General features: G+C 56.1%; 17 protein-coding genes. 16 read left to right on the top strand and 1 reads right to left on the bottom strand.

The features are described from left to right. Together ACYQ04_RS07025 and ACYQ04_RS07020 are read left to right on the top strand one after the other, a co-directional pair. Positions 1-1,035, top strand: a complete 1,035-nt coding sequence (locus ACYQ04_RS07025; RefSeq protein WP_460130028.1) for a FecCD family ABC transporter permease — start codon at positions 1-3, stop codon at positions 1,033-1,035. Further along, positions 1,032-1,772: an ABC transporter ATP-binding protein gene (locus ACYQ04_RS07020; RefSeq protein WP_460128386.1), complete on the top strand. Its 741-nt coding sequence runs from the start codon at positions 1,032-1,034 to the stop codon at positions 1,770-1,772. Before ACYQ04_RS07025 ends, ACYQ04_RS07020 begins: the two co-directional genes overlap by 4 nt. Here ACYQ04_RS07020 and ACYQ04_RS07015 read toward each other — a convergent pair. Then, the gene (locus ACYQ04_RS07015; RefSeq protein WP_460128384.1) at positions 1,769-2,728 is read right to left on the bottom strand and encodes a hypothetical protein; all 960 of its coding nucleotides are present in this window, start codon (positions 2,726-2,728) and stop codon (positions 1,769-1,771) included. The two genes, ACYQ04_RS07020 and ACYQ04_RS07015, sit on opposite strands and share 4 nt — an antisense overlap. 80 nt (positions 2,729-2,808) lie before the next feature. On the opposite strand from ACYQ04_RS07015, the gene ACYQ04_RS07010 reads away from it, so the two are divergent. The 14 genes from ACYQ04_RS07010 to ACYQ04_RS06945 all read left to right on the top strand — a co-directional run bounded on the left by ACYQ04_RS07010 (position 2,809) and on the right by ACYQ04_RS06945 (position 15,357). Then, positions 2,809-3,753 carry a ribonuclease Z gene (locus tag ACYQ04_RS07010; protein ID WP_460128382.1) on the top strand — a complete coding sequence of 315 codons (945 nt, stop codon included), beginning with the start codon at positions 2,809-2,811 and terminating at the stop codon, positions 3,751-3,753. Continuing rightward, positions 3,750-4,433: a TraB domain-containing protein gene (locus tag ACYQ04_RS07005; protein WP_460128380.1), complete on the top strand. Its 684-nt coding sequence runs from the start codon at positions 3,750-3,752 to the stop codon at positions 4,431-4,433. The genes ACYQ04_RS07010 and ACYQ04_RS07005 overlap by 4 nt, the downstream gene beginning before the upstream one ends. 360 nt (positions 4,434-4,793) lie before the next feature. Further along, positions 4,794-4,976: a KH domain-containing protein gene (locus ACYQ04_RS07000; protein WP_042688913.1), complete on the top strand. Its 183-nt coding sequence runs from the start codon at positions 4,794-4,796 to the stop codon at positions 4,974-4,976. 69 nt (positions 4,977-5,045) lie between these two features. Beyond that, a complete protein-coding gene (pgiA, locus tag ACYQ04_RS06995; protein WP_460130027.1) occupies positions 5,046-5,609 on the top strand; it encodes a glucose-6-phosphate isomerase in 564 nt (187 codons plus the stop codon). Between the two features lie 49 nt (positions 5,610-5,658). Beyond that, complete coding sequence (locus ACYQ04_RS06990) at positions 5,659-7,014, top strand: ADP-specific glucokinase (protein ID WP_460128377.1); 1,356 nt, start codon at positions 5,659-5,661, stop codon at positions 7,012-7,014. A 61-nt stretch (positions 7,015-7,075) separates the two neighbouring features. Then, positions 7,076-8,251, top strand: a complete 1,176-nt coding sequence (gene mpgS, locus ACYQ04_RS06985; protein ID WP_460128375.1) for a mannosyl-3-phosphoglycerate synthase — start codon at positions 7,076-7,078, stop codon at positions 8,249-8,251. A gap of 3 nt (positions 8,252-8,254) precedes the next feature. Next, positions 8,255-8,998 (top strand): mannosyl-3-phosphoglycerate phosphatase, encoded by a 744-nt coding sequence (gene mpgP / locus ACYQ04_RS06980; protein ID WP_460128373.1) that lies wholly within the window; start codon positions 8,255-8,257, stop codon positions 8,996-8,998. Further along, complete coding sequence (locus ACYQ04_RS06975) at positions 8,995-10,392, top strand: mannose-1-phosphate guanylyltransferase/mannose-6-phosphate isomerase (RefSeq protein ID WP_460128371.1); 1,398 nt, start codon at positions 8,995-8,997, stop codon at positions 10,390-10,392. Before mpgP ends, ACYQ04_RS06975 begins: the two co-directional genes overlap by 4 nt. 1 nt (position 10,393) lies before the next feature. Then, the gene (glmM, locus tag ACYQ04_RS06970; protein WP_460128369.1) at positions 10,394-11,770 is read left to right on the top strand and encodes a phosphoglucosamine mutase; all 1,377 of its coding nucleotides are present in this window, start codon (positions 10,394-10,396) and stop codon (positions 11,768-11,770) included. Positions 11,771-12,046: 276 nt separating this feature from the next. Further along, entirely contained in the window at positions 12,047-12,481 is a 435-nt protein-coding gene (locus tag ACYQ04_RS06965; protein WP_460128366.1) for a hypothetical protein, read from the top strand. Further along, the gene (locus ACYQ04_RS06960; protein ID WP_460128364.1) at positions 12,478-13,470 is read left to right on the top strand and encodes a hypothetical protein; all 993 of its coding nucleotides are present in this window, start codon (positions 12,478-12,480) and stop codon (positions 13,468-13,470) included. The genes ACYQ04_RS06965 and ACYQ04_RS06960 overlap by 4 nt, the downstream gene beginning before the upstream one ends. Continuing rightward, on the top strand, positions 13,467-14,243 hold the full coding sequence (locus ACYQ04_RS06955; RefSeq protein ID WP_460128361.1) for a hypothetical protein: 777 nt from the start codon (positions 13,467-13,469) through the stop codon (positions 14,241-14,243). Before ACYQ04_RS06960 ends, ACYQ04_RS06955 begins: the two co-directional genes overlap by 4 nt. Further along, on the top strand, positions 14,240-14,683 hold the full coding sequence (locus tag ACYQ04_RS06950; RefSeq protein ID WP_460128359.1) for a hypothetical protein: 444 nt from the start codon (positions 14,240-14,242) through the stop codon (positions 14,681-14,683). The genes ACYQ04_RS06955 and ACYQ04_RS06950 overlap by 4 nt, the downstream gene beginning before the upstream one ends. Continuing rightward, a complete protein-coding gene (locus ACYQ04_RS06945) occupies positions 14,674-15,357 on the top strand; it encodes an ABC transporter ATP-binding protein (RefSeq protein WP_460128358.1) in 684 nt (227 codons plus the stop codon). The genes ACYQ04_RS06950 and ACYQ04_RS06945 overlap by 10 nt, the downstream gene beginning before the upstream one ends. Positions 15,358-15,374 lie beyond the last annotated feature (17 nt).

Raw genomic sequence — 15,374 nt, 5'->3', positions numbered from 1 at the left:
ATGGACTACAGGGCGTACCTGAGACGAAAGTTCCTCATAGGCCTCGTCCTTTTCCTTTCCCTGTTAGCGGTTTCTCTGTTCTCCCTCTCGAGCGGACCCTACCACGTTCCCCTCAGGGAAGTCCTCGCGGTTCTCTTCGGGGGTGGGAGCAGGGACGACCGCCTCGTAATCCTCGGCATCAGACTGCCAAGAATCGTCGCCGGAATCCTCGTCGGGGCCTCGATGGGCATCGCCGGCGCGGTTCTGCAGGGCTACCTGAGAAATCCCCTCGCCACACCGTTCACTATGGGAGTCTCGAACGGCGCCATGTTCGGTGCTTCTCTGGCCATAATCCTCGGCGCAGGTTATTCCCTCAACTCGGGGCAGGTCTTCCTCAACAACCCCTACGCCGTTGTTCTCTTCGCGTTCCTCGGGGCGATAAGCGCCACCCTCGTCATTCTCGCCCTTGCGAGGCTCCGCGGTCTGAGTCCAGAGGCGATAGTCTTAGCTGGAGTCGCGATGAGCTCCCTCTACGTCGCTTTGACCACTTTGGTCCAGTACTTCGCCAACGAGCTTCAGCTCTCGGCGATGGTCTACTGGAGCTTCGGAAACCTCGCGAGGGCAACGTGGCGGGAAAACGCCATAATGGCCGTCGCGTTCGCCTTCGTTTTCGCCTACTTCCTCGTCAAGCGGTGGGATTTGAACGCATCAACCCTTGGAGACGAGATAGCCAAGAGCGTTGGGGTTAACATCGAGAGGGAAAGACTAATCGGGACACTGCTCTCAGCCTTCATAACCTCCGTAACGGTGGCCTTCGTTGGTGTCATCGGCTTCATCGGACTCATAGCGCCCCACTCGATGCGTCTCATCGCCGGTGGTGATTACCGCTCGCTGATCCCCCTCTCGGCGTTAGCAGGAGCGCTACTCCTAGTTTCGGCCGACACCGTCGCGAGGCTTATAGTTTCACCCATGAACCTCCCCGTTGGCGTCATAACATCGTTCCTCGGCGCGCCGACGTTCATATACCTCCTCGTGAAGATGGAGGGCCGGCGATGATTGAGGCGAAAGGCATAAGCTTCTCCTACGGCGAGCGGGAGGTTCTGAGGGGAATAAGCCTGGAAGTCGGCGAGGGTGAGTTCGTGGCAATCCTTGGCCCGAACGGAGCGGGAAAGAGCACCTTTCTTAGATGTCTCGCCGGAATCCTGAAGTGCGATGGTGTGTTCGTCAGGGGCAGGCCGATTAACGACTACCCGCCGAGGGAGCTCTCGAAGGTTCTCGCCTACGTCCCGCAGAGGGTCGAGCCGGGTTTTCTGACGGTCTTCGACACCGTTCTCCTCGGCAGGAGGCCCTACATGGGGTTAACCCCGTCGGAGAGAGATTTGAAGGTCGTCGAAGAAGCCCTGAAGAGGCTCGGCATTGAGAAGTTGGCCCTCAAGAGGACGAACGAGATAAGCGGTGGAGAGCTTCAAAAGGTCAGCATAGCGAGGGCCCTGGCTCAGGAACCCGAAATCCTGCTGATGGACGAGCCGACCAACAACCTCGACCTCAAAAGTCAGCTTGAGGTGATGAGGCTCGCGAGGGAGCTGGCGAAAGAGGGGAAGACGGTCGTAACGGTCATGCACGACGTGAACCTTGCCCTGCGCTTCGCGAAGAGGTTCGTCTTCATGAAGGACGGGAAAAAAATAGCGGACGGAGGCCTTGAGGTTCTGAGTGAGAAGCTTTTTGAGGAAGTCTACGGCGTTAAGGTGGAGATAGGGGAGATAAGAGGGGTTCCGGTTGTAGTTCCCCTCTAAAGCTCCGCCTCGCCAAGGAACTCGAGCATCTCGAGCAACCTCGGGTCCTTGACCTTCTCGATGGCCTTCTTGGCCTCTTCCTCGTCAATCTTGCCGTCTTTGAAGAGTGCGAGAGCTTTCACAGCCTCAAAGAAGTCCTTCATGTCCGGGAAGGCGTTGATGAACATGTCTATGTTGAGGTAAACCGTCTCGAAGTCGTCGTCGAGGAAGAGTTGCCAGAGAACGTCCATCAGCGAGCCGAAGGCTATGTCCTCGTAGTCCGTCCCCTTCGCCCTTATGAGGGCGTAGAGGCACTCCTGTAAGGCCGCATCGTAGTTCTCTTCCTCCTCGAAGATTTCCTCGAAGCTGAGGTGTGCCTCGACGAGAAGCTCGTTGTCGTTGAGAACCTTCGGCAGGACGCCGGCTATTATGGCCTTGCCCTTGTATGTGTCGCCGGCCTCGAAGGTTATGTAGCCCCTGTGAATCTCAATCCTGAGGAGTTCCCTCTCGTCGCCGAGCTCCCTGTAGAGCTCCTCCGCCTTCTCGATTAGCTCGAGGGCCTTCTCGTACTCCTGGAGCTCCTCGTGAATCATGGCCATGCTGTAGTATATCCTCGCGGCGTGCTCGATGTTGCCCTTGGCGACCTCCTCTTCAAGGAGCGCCCTGAACAGTTCAAGGCTCTTTTCGAGTTCTCCGATGAGGTAGTAGAGGTCAGCCAGGTGGAACTTCAGCTCGAAGTCGTCGCTCTCCTTCGCGAGCTTCTCGAACTCCGAAATCTTGTCTTCGTTGAGTATCTCGTGGTAGTAGTAGAGCACGAGCTTGTAGAGCTCCCAGTCCTTGCACTCCTTCGCAAGTTTTTCGGCCTTCTCGAGGACCTCCTTAAGCTCCTCGTCGCTCAGGTCGTCCACCTTGTAGTAGAGAATCCTCCTGAGCTTTTCGCAGTTCTTTTCCTCGATGGCCTTCATAATCTCCTCCATGCTTTCACCCCGGTTTTCTAACGCGCCGATGTATTTAATTCTTTGGCTACCTTTTTAACCCCTCCGCGAGAGCTATGGACATGCTCCAGGTGATTTTTCTCGGCACCGGAGGGATAATGCCCACGCGCGAGAGGAACGTTCCAGCTATAGCGCTCCGCTACAAGGGCGAGGTTATACTCTTCGACGTCGGAGAGGGCACGATAAGGCAGATGAACACCGCGAAGCTCAGCCCGATGAAGGTCGAGAAGATTTTCATCACCCACTTCCACGGCGACCACTACCTTGGGCTCGGCGGGTTGATTCAGACGATGAACCTCTGGAACCGGGAAAAGCCCCTCCACATCTACGGCCCAAAGTACACCTTCGAGTTCGTGCAGAACTTCATTAACAGCGGTTTCTTCAGGCCGGTTTTTGATATACACGTCCACGAGCTCGGTGAAACGAGGTTGAAGTTCAAGGACTACGAAATCTGGAGTTTCAAGGTCGAGCACGGGATTCCTGCTCTGGGATACGTCTTCAAGGAGAAGGACAAGCGAGGAAAGTTCCTGCCCGAGAAGCTTAGGGAATACGACCTCAAGCCCGGACCGATGCTCGGAAAGCTTGAGAGGGAAGGTGAAATCGAGTGGAACGGCCGGATAATCCGCCTCGAAGACGTCACCGGACCGAGGAGGCGCGGTGTTAAGATAGTCTACACCGGCGACACCGAGCCAGCCGAGAGGGTTAAACTTTTCTCCGATAGGGCCGATTTGCTGATTCACGATGCCACTTACCTCAGCGATGAGGATAGGGGAGAGAGCTACCACTCCACAGTTAAGGAGGCCTGCGAGACCGCGAGGAGGGCGAAGGTAAAGCTACTCGCCCTCTTCCACAGGGCTTTCCGCTACACCTACGACGAATACCTGAGAGAGGCATCACGGATATGCCGGGAATTCGGCGTGAACGTTGTCGTTCCGAGGGACTTCGACGTTTTAACGTACAAATCCGGCGAGTGGCAACTCCGGAACCTTCTGGGGGGAGGAAAATGAACTACCTCCGCTACGTCAAGCTCATAGGCACGATGCACGTCTCGCCGAGGAGCAGGGAAGAGGTCATCAGGACGATACTGGAGGAGAGGCCACACGCAGTCGCGATAGAGCTCGACAGGGCGCGCTTCCTGGGGATGGAGCGGAACGTCGAGCTGACGCTTGAAGATTCACTCAGAATGGGCAGGGCTGGCTTGATAAACTACGCTTTGGCCAAGGTCGAAGAAAAGCTCGGTGAGACCTTTGGAATGTCGCCTGGTGAGGAGATGAAGGCCGCGATAGAATCTGCAAAGCTGTTGGGAATCCCGCTATACCTGATTGACGAGGACATCAGCGTAATCCTCTCCAAGATTGCCTCGGCGCCCTTCAGGGAGAAGCTCCTCATGGCGCTCGAGGGCCTGAGCGTTTTTCTGCCCCTCGGACGGGCTGAGATAGGCGACCCGATGGAAGAGTACAGGACGATGATGGTCGAGTTCAGGCGTCGCTACCCTTACCTCTATCGCGTCCTCGTCGAGGAGCGCAACGAGGTGATGGCAAGGAACTTGATGGCGATAGTGGATTCACTCCTCGCGCGGGGGATTAAAAGGCCTAAGGTTATAGCCGTCGTCGGCCTCGGGCACAAGCCTGGCATCGAGAGGATTCTGAACGGACGTTACTTTTCTCCTGAAAGTACCTCCCTTTGAGCTGAAGACAGGCAATCAACTCCGCTTTGAGCTATCGAAACTCTTTTAAACTCCATACGCGTAACAAGCCCTTGTAACGACCACCGTAAAACAACATAATAGGGGAGGGGTTTCGTGTTACCCTCCATCATTGGAGGGGTGACGCCGTGGGGCGTCTTTTCGAAAACCCCTCTAATGGACTGGAAGCTATAACCCCAATCCGCTTTGCGGTGGGGGGTAATGGGCCGAAGACCCGGCCCGCGGGCTGAACCAAAAGGGGCAACCTGAGTAGGTGATGGGCCAGCAAACCGAACCGCCGACCGGCGGGGAGGGGTCAGTTTTATATGGAGAAGTGAAGAAAAAAATCCTCGGGGATTGGCCATGAGGGACAGGCTTGAGAAGATGCTGAACGTGGAAATACTCGACATTGAGGAGACCGACGATAAGATTATCGTCTACGTTCCCGCTGATAAGGTTAGAATCGCGGTCGGGAGCGGTGGTGCGGCCGTTAAAGCGGCTGAACTCGTAATCGGCAAGAAGATTGAAGTCCGCGCCAAGGAGTGAACCACCACCTCAGGTGATACCTTGGGGAAAGGTTAAATAAGTTAAAGCGGAGTTTCTTCGGTGGTGCTTATGGGGTACAAGAGACCCTTCGGCGTCAGGATTGATGAGAACGGAGTCATCCCCGGGGCCAAGAAGCTCGTTAGAAGGCTCAGCGACATGGGGGGCTACTTCTACGACGAGAAGGCCTACGAGGAGCTTCTCAAGGAGGACCCCGTTGTCTACGAAGTCTACGCGGTTGAGCAGGAGGAGAAGGACGGCGACCTCAACTTCGCGACGACAATACTCTACCCAGGCAAAGTCGGTAAGGAGTTCTTCTTCACCAAGGGGCACTTCCATGCAAAAGCCGACAGGGCCGAAATCTACTACGCCCTCAAGGGAAAGGGCGGAATGCTCCTCCAGACGCCGGAAGGGGAAGTTGAGTGGGTTCCGATGGAGCCGGGAACGGTTGTCTACGTTCCTCCGTACTGGGCGCACAGGACGGTGAACACCGGCGATGAGCCGTTCGTATTCCTCGCAATCTACCCGGCAGACGCGGGCCACGACTACGGCTCGATAAAGGAGAAGGGCTTCGCCAAGCTCGTCGTCGAGGAGAACGGTGAGGTCAAGCTTATACACAACCCGCGCTGGACGTGAGCGAAACCCTTATTAGGTTTCCCCTCTTTTTCACTCTCGGTGATACATAATGTGGGACGGGCTTTACGCTTCTGCCTTCGAGAGGGTTAGGGCCAAGGTAGGCAACGTTAAGGGCGTCCTCTTAGCGTACAACACCAACATCGACGCCATCAAATACCTCGAGAGGAGCGACCTCGAGGCGAGGGTTGAAAAGGCTGGAAAGGAAGAAGTCCTCCGCTACTCCGAGGAACTGCCCGATAAGATAACGAGCGTTCCTCAGCTACTCGGCTCAATCCTCTGGAGCGTCAGGAGGGGCAAGGCATCTGAGCTGTTCGTTGAGAGCTGTCCCGTCCGCTTCTACATGAGGCGCTGGGGATGGGACGAGCTCAGGATGGGCGGTCAGGTCGGCATAATGGCCAACCTCCTCGGGGGAGTTTACGGCGTTAAGGTGATAGCGCACGTTCCCCAGCTCTCGAAGCTCCAGGCGGGCCTCTTCAAGGACGGGCCGATTTACGTGCCGAAGGTCGAAAACGATGAGCTCAGGCTCGTCCACCCGGGAGACTTCGGAGGCGACGAGGAGAGCTGTCTCCACTACATCTACGAGTTTCCCAGGGGCTTCAGGGTCCTCGACTTCGAGGCCCCGCGCGAAAACCGCTTCATAGGTGCCGCCGATGACTACAACACCACACTCTTCATCCGCGACGAGTTCAGGGAGCGCTTTGACGAGATTGCCTCCGGCGTCAGCCTTGCGATAATCAGCGGGCTTCAGGCCCTGACCAAGGACAACTACCGTGAGCCCTTTGAGATGATAAGGGAGCACCTGAAGGTTCTCAACGAGAAGAACATTCCCGCCCATCTCGAGTTCGCCTTTACGCCGGACGAGACGGTGAGGAAAGCCATCCTCGACCTGCTTCCCTCTTTCTGGAGCGTCGGCCTGAATGAGGTCGAGCTGGCCTCGATAATGGAAGTGATGGGCGAGAAAGCCCTTGCCGAAAAGCTCCTCGCGAACGACCCCGTTGACCCGATAGCGGTCACCGAAGCGATGCTCAAACTGGCCGAGCTCGGCGTTAGGAGGATTCACTTCCACACCTACGGCTACTACCTCGCTCTGACATCCTACAGGGGCGAGTTCGTCCGCGATGCTCTGCTCTTCGCGGCTTTAGCGGCGGCGGCGAAGGCCAAGCTTGGCGACGTTCCCTCGATAGACGAGATAGTCAGGGCCATGGACGTGCCCGTGAACGAGAAGGTAAAACCCGTCGAGGAAACCCTCGCCAGGGAGTACGGAATGAAAAACGGCATAGCTGAGGTCAACGGTTACCAGCTCTCCTTCATACCCACGAAGATTGTGGCCAAGCCGAAGTCAACCGTCGGTATAGGCGACACCATATCGAGCTCGGCCTTCGTCGGGGAGTTCGCCCTCCGCTGAGGGCAAGCTTTTAATTTTCCCCGCCGTATTTTTCATTTGAAAGGATTTTGGAGGTGATGCTTTGCTACTTGAGGCGCCGGTTTATAAGGAGCTCTTCGGGGCGGTTGAAATCTACGAGGTCCAGAAGGTAATAAAGCTGGACAGCGAGACGAGGGACGTTGGAACCTTCACCGTCAGGAACGTTCCGAGGGAGGACATCTACCGAATCCTCGAGGACATAGCGATAGTGGTCCCGATGAAGGACGAGAAGCTCCAGCTCGTCGACGGTGTGCTCAAAGCGATTCCGCACCAGTGCCCCATAATAATCGTCTCGAACAGCAAGCGGGAGGGGCCGAACCTCTTCAAGCAGGAGGTGGATTTGGTAAAGCACTTCTACAACCTCACGCGCTCGCGGATAATAATGGTCCACCAGAAGGACCCGGGCCTTGCCGAGGCCTTCAAAAAGACGGGCTACACCGAGATACTCGACGGTGACTCGGTGAGGAGCGGTAAGGGGGAGGGCATGCTAATCGGCCTGCTCCTCGCGAAAGCCATTGGCGCGAAATACGTTGGCTTCGTCGATGCCGACAACTACATCCCCGGTTCGGTGAACGAGTACGTCAAGGACTACGCCGCTGGTTTTCTCATGAGCGAGAGCGACTACACGATGGTCAGGCTGAGCTGGCGCCACAAGCCCAAGGTGACGACGAAGGGGCTCTACTTCAAGAAGTGGGGGCGCGTAAGCGAGATAACCAACCGCTACATGAACGCCCTCTTTGGAGTTGCCACCAACTTTGAGACCAACATCATAGCGACGGCCAACGCCGGCGAGCACGCGATGAGCATCAAGCTCGCCGAGATAATGCCATTCGCTACAGGCTACGCCATAGAGCCCTACGAGCTGGTCTACCTCTTCGAGACCTTCGGGAGGTGGGGCAGGGACAAGGATGAGGTCTACGACCAGGGCGTCGAGGTCTTCCAGATTGAAACGCTGAACCCACACCTTCACGAGGACAAGGGCAAGGAGCACGTGAGGTCGATGTTGCTGAGCTCCCTCGGGACGATATACCACTCCGAGCTCGCCACAAGTGAGCTTAAGGGGCGCATCCTCGATGAGCTCAGGATTCATGGTTTACTCGGCGAGAACGAGGAGCCTCCAAGGCCCAGGGTGATGCCCCCGGTTGAGGGAGTGGACGTGAGCGAGTGGATGAAAACCCTTGAAGACGAGGCCGAGACGCTCCTCGAGTTCGAGGTGTGAGCGTTGATTCGGGTCATCTTCCTCGACCTCGACGGGACCCTCCTGGGAAGCGATTACTCGCCCGAGGGGGCCCGTCCCGTCATTGAGGAGCTCCTGAGGCGGGGCTACGAGGTCGTTGTGAACACCTCAAAGACCCGCTTTGAAGTCGAGTACTACATAAAGGCTTGGAACCTTGAGAAGCCCTTCGTGGTTGAAAACGGGAGCGCGGTCTACGTTCCTGCCAACTACCTCCCTCCCAAGGTCGTCGGCGAGTTTGGGGTGAAACGCGGAAATTACCGCGTGATTGAGCTCGGGAGGCCCTATTCGGAGATAAAGTGCGCGCTCGATGAACTATCTTTTGAGTACGGGCTCAAGTACTACGGCAACTCAACCCTCGACGAGGTTAAGGCCTTCACGGGCCTGCCCGAGGAGCTCGCAGAGCTCGCAATGAAGCGCGAATACAGCGAGACGATATTCCGGTGGGAGAAGGAGGGGTTTGAGGCGAAGCTTGAAAAGATGGGCCTTAAAGTTAGCAGGGGAACGAGGTTCCTGAACGTCACGGGCGACACCGACAAGGGGAGGGCCGCTAGGGTCCTCCTCGAACTCTACTCCCTTCTCGGCGAGGTTGAGAGCTACGCGCTCGGGGACGGTGAGAACGACTTTCCTCTCTTCGACGTCGTTGATAACGCTTTCATCGTTGGGAAACTCTCTCATCCAAAGGCTAAGCATATAAGCTCGATTGAAGAATTGCTGGAGGTGATACCGTGAAGACCGTAATCCTTGCGGGAGGAAAGGGAACGAGGCTGTGGCCCCTGAGCAGGGAGCTGATGCCAAAGCAGTTCGTCCGCTTCCTCGACGATAGAAGCCTCTTCCAGAAGACCGTCGAGAGGGCACTTCTCTTCTCGAAGCCGAGTGAAATATTCATTGTAACCAACAGGAACTACCGCTTCCGCGTTCTGGACGATTTGAGGGAGCTGGGCGTTGAAATCCCCGAGGACAACATCCTCCTTGAGCCGAGCACCAAGAACACCCTGCCCGCTATCCTCTGGGCGACGCTCAGGGTAGAGGAGGAGTTTGGGAACTCGGTCGTTGCGGTTTTACCAAGCGACCACCTCATTGAGGTCAACGAAGCCTACGAGCGGGCCTTCGAGAACGCTGAGAGGCTGGCCAAAAACCACCTCGTCACCTTCGGAATCAAGCCGACCAGACCACACACGGGCTACGGCTACATAAAGCCGGGCGAGAAGATTGAAGAGAACGGAAGGATAATCGGGTACACGGTTTCAGAGTTCAAGGAGAAGCCCAATCTCGAGACGGCAAAGCGCTACGTTGAAAGCGGTTACTACTGGAACAGCGGGATGTTCGCGTTCTCAAGCTCGCTCTTCATTGAGGAGGTTCAGAAGCACGCCCCCGACGTCTGGGAGGCCTTTGAGGAGAGTGGTGACATAGAGGAGGCCTACAACCGCGTCCCGGAGATAAGCATAGACTACGGCGTCATGGAGAAGACCGACAAAGCGGCAGTCGTTCCCCTCAACACGAAATGGAGCGACCTCGGAAGCTTCGATGCAATATACGAGGTCCTCGAGAAGGACTCCGACGGGAACGCGGTCAGGGTTCGCGGAAAGAAAGGCTACCACGTCGGCGTCAATTCAAGGAACAACCTCATAATGACCGAAAGGCTCACCGCGACGGTCGGCGTTGAGGATCTGATAATCATAGACACCGGTGATGCCCTGCTCGTGGCGAAGAAGGGCGAGAGCCAGCGCGTTAAGGAGGTTTACAAGGCTCTGAAGGAGCTCGGCGACGAGCGCGTCATCGTCCACAGAACCGCTTACAGGCCTTGGGGAAGCTACACCGTGCTTGAAGAGGGCGACCGCTACAAGATAAAGCGCCTGACCGTTCTGCCGGGCAAGAAGCTCTCCCTCCAGATGCACTACCACAGGAGCGAACACTGGGTCGTGGTCAGGGGAACCGCCAAGGTCATCGTCGGAGACAGGGAGATACTCCTCAGGCCCGGGGAGAGCACGTTCATTCCGGCCGGCGTTAAGCACCGCCTTGAGAACCCCGGAAAGGTTGTTTTGGAGGTCATAGAGACCCAGATTGGTGAGTATCTCGGCGAGGACGACATAGTTCGCTTTGACGACGAGTTCGGGAGGGTCTGAGATGGGGAAGCTGTTCGGAACCTTCGGAGTTAGGGGAATAGCCAACGAGAAGATAACGCCTGAGTTTGCCCTCAAGATGGGCATGGCCTTCGGGACGATGCTCAAGCGCGAGGGAAGGGAAAAACCTCTCGTTGTCGTCGGCAGGGACACGAGGGTGAGCGGTGAGATGTTGAAGAACGCACTCATCAGCGGGCTCCTCAGCGTCGGCTGTGACGTTATCGACGTGGGAATAGCACCCACCCCTGCAATACAGTGGGCCACCAACCACTTCAAGGCTGACGGCGGGGCGGTTATAACTGCTTCCCACAATCCACCGGAGTACAACGGCATAAAGCTCCTCGAACCGAACGGAATGGGCCTCAAGAAGGAGCGCGAGGCGGTCGTTGAGGAGGTTTTCTTTAAGGAGGACTTCGACAGGGCCAAATGGGACGAGATTGGCGAGATTCGTGAAGAAAACATAATCAAGCCCTACATCGAGGCTATAAAGGCTCGTGTGGACGTTGAGGCAATCAGGAAGAGACGGCCCTTCGTCGTCGTTGACACCTCCAACGGCGCCGGTTCTCTAGCACTCCCGTATCTCCTGCGGGAGCTCGGCTGTAAGGTTGTGAGCGTCAACGCCCACCCGGACGGCCACTTCCCGGCCAGAAACCCGGAGCCGAACGAGGAGAACCTCAGGGACTTCATGAAAATCGTGAAGGCCCTCGGTGCAGACTTCGGAGTTGCCCAGGACGGCGACGCGGACAGGGCGGTGTTCATAGACGAAAACGGGCGCTTCATTCAGGGTGACAAGACCTTCGCCCTCGTTGCCGACGCGGTTCTTAAAGAGAGAGGCGGTGGACTGCTCGTTACCACCATAGCGACCTCAAACCTGCTTGATGACATCGCGAAGAGGAACAACGCGAAGGTTATGCGCACGAAGGTTGGAGACCTCATCGTCGCGAGGGCACTTCTTGAGCACAACGGAACCATCGGTGGCGAGGAGAACGGTGGTGTTATCTTCCCGGACTTCGTCCTCGGAAGGGACGGGGCTATGACCACCGCGAAGATAGTCGAGATTTTCGCGAAGAGCGGAAAGAAGTTCAGCGAGCTGATTGATGAACTGCCGAAGTACTACCAGTTCAAGACGAAGAGGCACGTGAAGGGCGACAGGAAGGCGATAGTCGCCAAGGTTGCCGAGCTCGCCAAGGCTAAGGGCTACGAGATAGACACCACCGACGGGACGAAGATACTCTTCCTGGACGGCTGGGTCCTGGTTAGAGCGAGCGGAACCGAGCCGATAATAAGGATTTTCAGCGAGGCCAAGAGCGAGGAGAAGGCTAAGGAGTACCTCGAGCTCGGGCTCAGGCTTTTAGAGGAGGCCTCGGCCCTCGTTGGTTGAGCCTCTAACACTCTTTTTTCACCGTCCTCGGCGCCTCTTATCGAGTTCTCTCACTGCACTAAATGGTTCAAATTCTCTGGTTACTGGCACCTGTAATATTACCTAGGAGAATATACTATCCGGACTCTAACCTTTAAGCCGTGCTTAAATTATAAAATAGCGTTACATGCTAATACAGCCAAACTGTATCCATTAGAAGTCTGTACCAATATACCTAAATTAAGTTGATTATTATATAAAAACGCCAGATGTTAAATATCGGCGGGGGGTTGACAAATGAGGAAGATTTGGGCTTTAGTAATTTTTTGGATTGGACTTATGGTTTTTAGTAGTGTTGCTTTTGTGATGGCAACTCCCTACTACCACCACATAGCCAGATGTGTTGTTGGTGGTAGTGATAGGGAAGAAGCGAAGGATGGTATGTACGCTTTTGTGTCCGGAACCTTCTACCTTCCCCCCAGATACGGCAACGGAGGTTTTTTAACGAACCTCCATTGGGATGCGGGACCAAAGGATGTGGTTGGGATAGGATTCTACCCACTGTATCCCCATTGGTGGGGGAACCCAAACGCTAAGATATATGGCCCCAATGCGTATGCTGAGGTGAAAGTAGTCGATGATTTTGTGGTTGTATACGCCGAGATTGACGAACATGATGCTTATAGGGCTGCATGGGGAGCTGAGCCTCACCACGAGGTGGGCAACCAATGAAAACCAGCGCATCGGCGTTTTTCCTTCTAGTTTTTCTCGTAACCTCATCTGTCTTGGCAGCGGGGACGACCGGCCCCGGCGTGCCGTACTGGGTTAGGCCCGGTGCAACCCTCGAGTACCGTGCCTTCAGCACCCATCCAGCCGGCGGTGGCTTCATCTTCAACGTCAGCGGGGCTCCTGTGGCCGTCACGGGCCCCAACGTCACGGTGGTTTTCCGTGTGCTCGACGTTAAAAACGGACTCGCTCTAATGCACGTTTCTATCACCGTGACGACTGGAAACGTGTCCTTCGCGCCCGTTCTCGTTATCTACCCCAGCAACTCCACGGTGCGCCCCTTCTGGAATGAGAGCAGCATAGTGGCCGTGAAGGCTTTGAACAACTATACGAAGGTTGTACTGAGCTCCCTGCGGGTGGATGGGCGGTACCGGATAAACCTGACGACCGGGTGGGTCTACGACCTCAAGGGAAGGTCCTACGGACACACGGTTCTGTGGGACGGTTTCAGGCCGAACGAAACCTTCGCCTTCTACCACGGGAAACGTGTTAAGGTAGCGGCCGTTAAGATTGCAAACGTGAGCATGAGGACGTACTACGGGACCTTTCCCAAGCCCAACGTGGTGGTACACAGCGGGCGCGTCGTCACCCCCGTAACTGTTTCCTCCTTCGACGCCGTTTACAGCCCCGAGTACGATGTTTGCATATCCTTCATGACGGACCCGATACCGGACTTCAACGCCATTGGGGTCTACGGCTTCATGTGGACAGATGACAAGGCGGCCAAAATTGACACCGAGCTCTCGGAGAAGCATGGAGGGATGGTGAACGGCATGTGGGCGTGGGGGGTTATACTCTCCAACGCAACCCTCGGCCGGGGACACAGTGTGGCCGTGACACCTCCCGGGAACTCCAGGCTTCGTTATCTGGCGGTGTTTCTGCTCATTGTAGTCTGCGTGACCTCAGCGGCGTGCTTTGAGAGACGGAGGCGGTGAGGATGGGGCGTTTGGCGAGCCTCTTCTTCTGGGAGATTAACGACTCCCCCAGGGTCCTGGTTATGGCAGTGGGGACCTTCGTTATCGGCCTCATATTCCAGCACGGCCTCCTCGTGAGCCTCGGACAGGTTGGGACAGTCTCCCAGCGGGTCGAGGGACTGCACTCCATGACCGGTTTGGTGCTCGTTCGGGCGGCGACGTCGTCCAACCTGTGGGTGGTGGCTACGTTCTTCGTGGTCGTTTTGACTGCCCTTGCGTTCCGGGCAGGAATTGAGAGAGGCTACGAGGCGGTGGTTTTCTCCCTCCCCTACTCTCGCGCGGGGGTGTTCTGCGTTAAACTCGTGGCAACCCTCCTGATGTCCGTTGTAATACTTCTCGTGCCCATCGTTCTCTTAACCGCGGTTAACCTCGCGGACGTTCCCCGCTTTGACCTCTCCGTACTCCTCGGAGATAGGTTTCTTGGTCTAACGATAGTCCTTCTGGCAGGTCTCTTTTACGTTGTTTCGATTGCAACGCTACTCGCCACCGCCCTCAGGAGCATGCTAATGGCCCTCGTCCTGGCCTTTCCGGTCCTGATACTACCGTACCTCCTGGGCGTGAACCTCCCACCGAGGAACTTTCTCTTTGACGTGTGGAGTACTCTGACGGTACTGACCACTGACTTTTCCCTATCCTGGTTCATCACTGAAAAAATCCTCCTCTACGGTTTTATAGTTCCCGGGGCGGCAGTCGCAACGTCCCTTCTGATGATTCTCGGGAGGGACGTTAGATGAGGCACCGCCTCGTGCTCTCCATCCTAATTACCCTCGGGTTCGTTTTCCTCCTTCCTGTGCTGGAGTTTGGAGCAATCCATGGGACCGTCTGGCCGGAAGGCGTTTACACCGTCTCACAGACGGAGGGCTCCCAGTTTAGCTCCCCCGGATGGGCTGTGCTCAACCTAACGTGCAACGGCAGGACCGGCAGGGTGCTCGTGATGGACGACACGACGGGCAGGCCCCTTCTGAACGCCACGGTCTCTGGTCACGGGAGCTTTGAAGTCGTTATCCCCCATGCGGGTGATTACAGCGTTTTCTCCATGTCTAACGGAACCCTCGTGTGCACTGACCGACTGTGGTATCCCCACCCAACGGAGCGCGTTCAGAACGTCTCCTATCTGGCGTCCTCCATATGCTTTGCGCTCTTTGCGTTCCTCCTCTGGAGGTGGTGGCGTTGATTGAGGCGGAGAACCTGACCAAGCGTTTCGGGAGCATAGTGGCACTCGACGGAGTTACCGTTGAGATTCCCGAGGGTTTCAACCTAATCCTTGGCCCGAACGGCGGCGGAAAGAGCACGTTCTTCAAGCTCGCAACCGGTATCTACAGGCCGAGCTCTGGGAGAATACGGCTGTTCGGAGAGAACCCCTGGAAGAACGCTAAAGTTAAGCTCAAAATTGGCGTTGCCTACGACCCTGTTTCGTTTCCCCCTCTAATCTCGGGTAGGGAGTGGCTTGAGTTCATAGCGCGTTCCAAAGGCTTTGATGAGAGAGAGGTCGAGCGCGTTGGGAAGCTCTTTCAACTTGACTTCCTCGACGAGAGAACGTCCAACTATTCCTCGGGAATGCTCAAGAAGCTCGCGGTGGCCCAGGCCTTCGTAGGCGCTCCCGAGTTGATTATGATAGACGAGCCCCTGGCTAACATCGACTTTGAAACAATGGGACGATTCGTAAAGCTTTTCAGGGAGATGAAGAGTGAAACAAGCTTTCTCGTCATAAGCCACATATGGGAACCATTGAAGCCCATCGTGGACAGGCTGTACGTCATCTCCAACGGAAGGCTTATCCTCCAGGGTGAAGCCCGAGAACTCTGGGACGAAGTGGAAAGGCTGTTCTGCTTTCCCGTTTCCGAATAGTTCACGAACTTTATAAG

The organism is Thermococcus prieurii (assembly GCF_054657655.1).
The sequence above is the reverse complement of the archived record's forward strand: the minus strand, read 5'-3'. Positions and strand labels throughout refer to the sequence as shown.

What these genes read in the sequence shown, in the direction of transcription:
- ACYQ04_RS07025 (WP_460130028.1), top strand. Translation starts at nt 1, where the DNA reads ATGGACTACAGGGCGTACCTGAGACGAAAGTTCCTCATAGGCCTCGTC.
- ACYQ04_RS07020 (WP_460128386.1), top strand. Translation starts at nt 1,032, where the DNA reads ATGATTGAGGCGAAAGGCATAAGCTTCTCCTACGGCGAGCGGGAGGTT.
- ACYQ04_RS07015 (WP_460128384.1), bottom strand. Translation starts at nt 2,728, where the DNA reads ATGGAGGAGATTATGAAGGCCATCGAGGAAAAGAACTGCGAAAAGCTC.
- ACYQ04_RS07010 (WP_460128382.1), top strand. Translation starts at nt 2,809, where the DNA reads ATGCTCCAGGTGATTTTTCTCGGCACCGGAGGGATAATGCCCACGCGC.
- ACYQ04_RS07005 (WP_460128380.1), top strand. Translation starts at nt 3,750, where the DNA reads ATGAACTACCTCCGCTACGTCAAGCTCATAGGCACGATGCACGTCTCG.
- ACYQ04_RS07000 (WP_042688913.1), top strand. Translation starts at nt 4,794, where the DNA reads ATGAGGGACAGGCTTGAGAAGATGCTGAACGTGGAAATACTCGACATT.
- pgiA (WP_460130027.1), top strand. Translation starts at nt 5,046, where the DNA reads ATGGGGTACAAGAGACCCTTCGGCGTCAGGATTGATGAGAACGGAGTC.
- ACYQ04_RS06990 (WP_460128377.1), top strand. Translation starts at nt 5,659, where the DNA reads ATGTGGGACGGGCTTTACGCTTCTGCCTTCGAGAGGGTTAGGGCCAAG.
- glmM (WP_460128369.1), top strand. Translation starts at nt 10,394, where the DNA reads ATGGGGAAGCTGTTCGGAACCTTCGGAGTTAGGGGAATAGCCAACGAG.
- ACYQ04_RS06965 (WP_460128366.1), top strand. Translation starts at nt 12,047, where the DNA reads ATGAGGAAGATTTGGGCTTTAGTAATTTTTTGGATTGGACTTATGGTT.
- ACYQ04_RS06960 (WP_460128364.1), top strand. Translation starts at nt 12,478, where the DNA reads ATGAAAACCAGCGCATCGGCGTTTTTCCTTCTAGTTTTTCTCGTAACC.
- ACYQ04_RS06950 (WP_460128359.1), top strand. Translation starts at nt 14,240, where the DNA reads ATGAGGCACCGCCTCGTGCTCTCCATCCTAATTACCCTCGGGTTCGTT.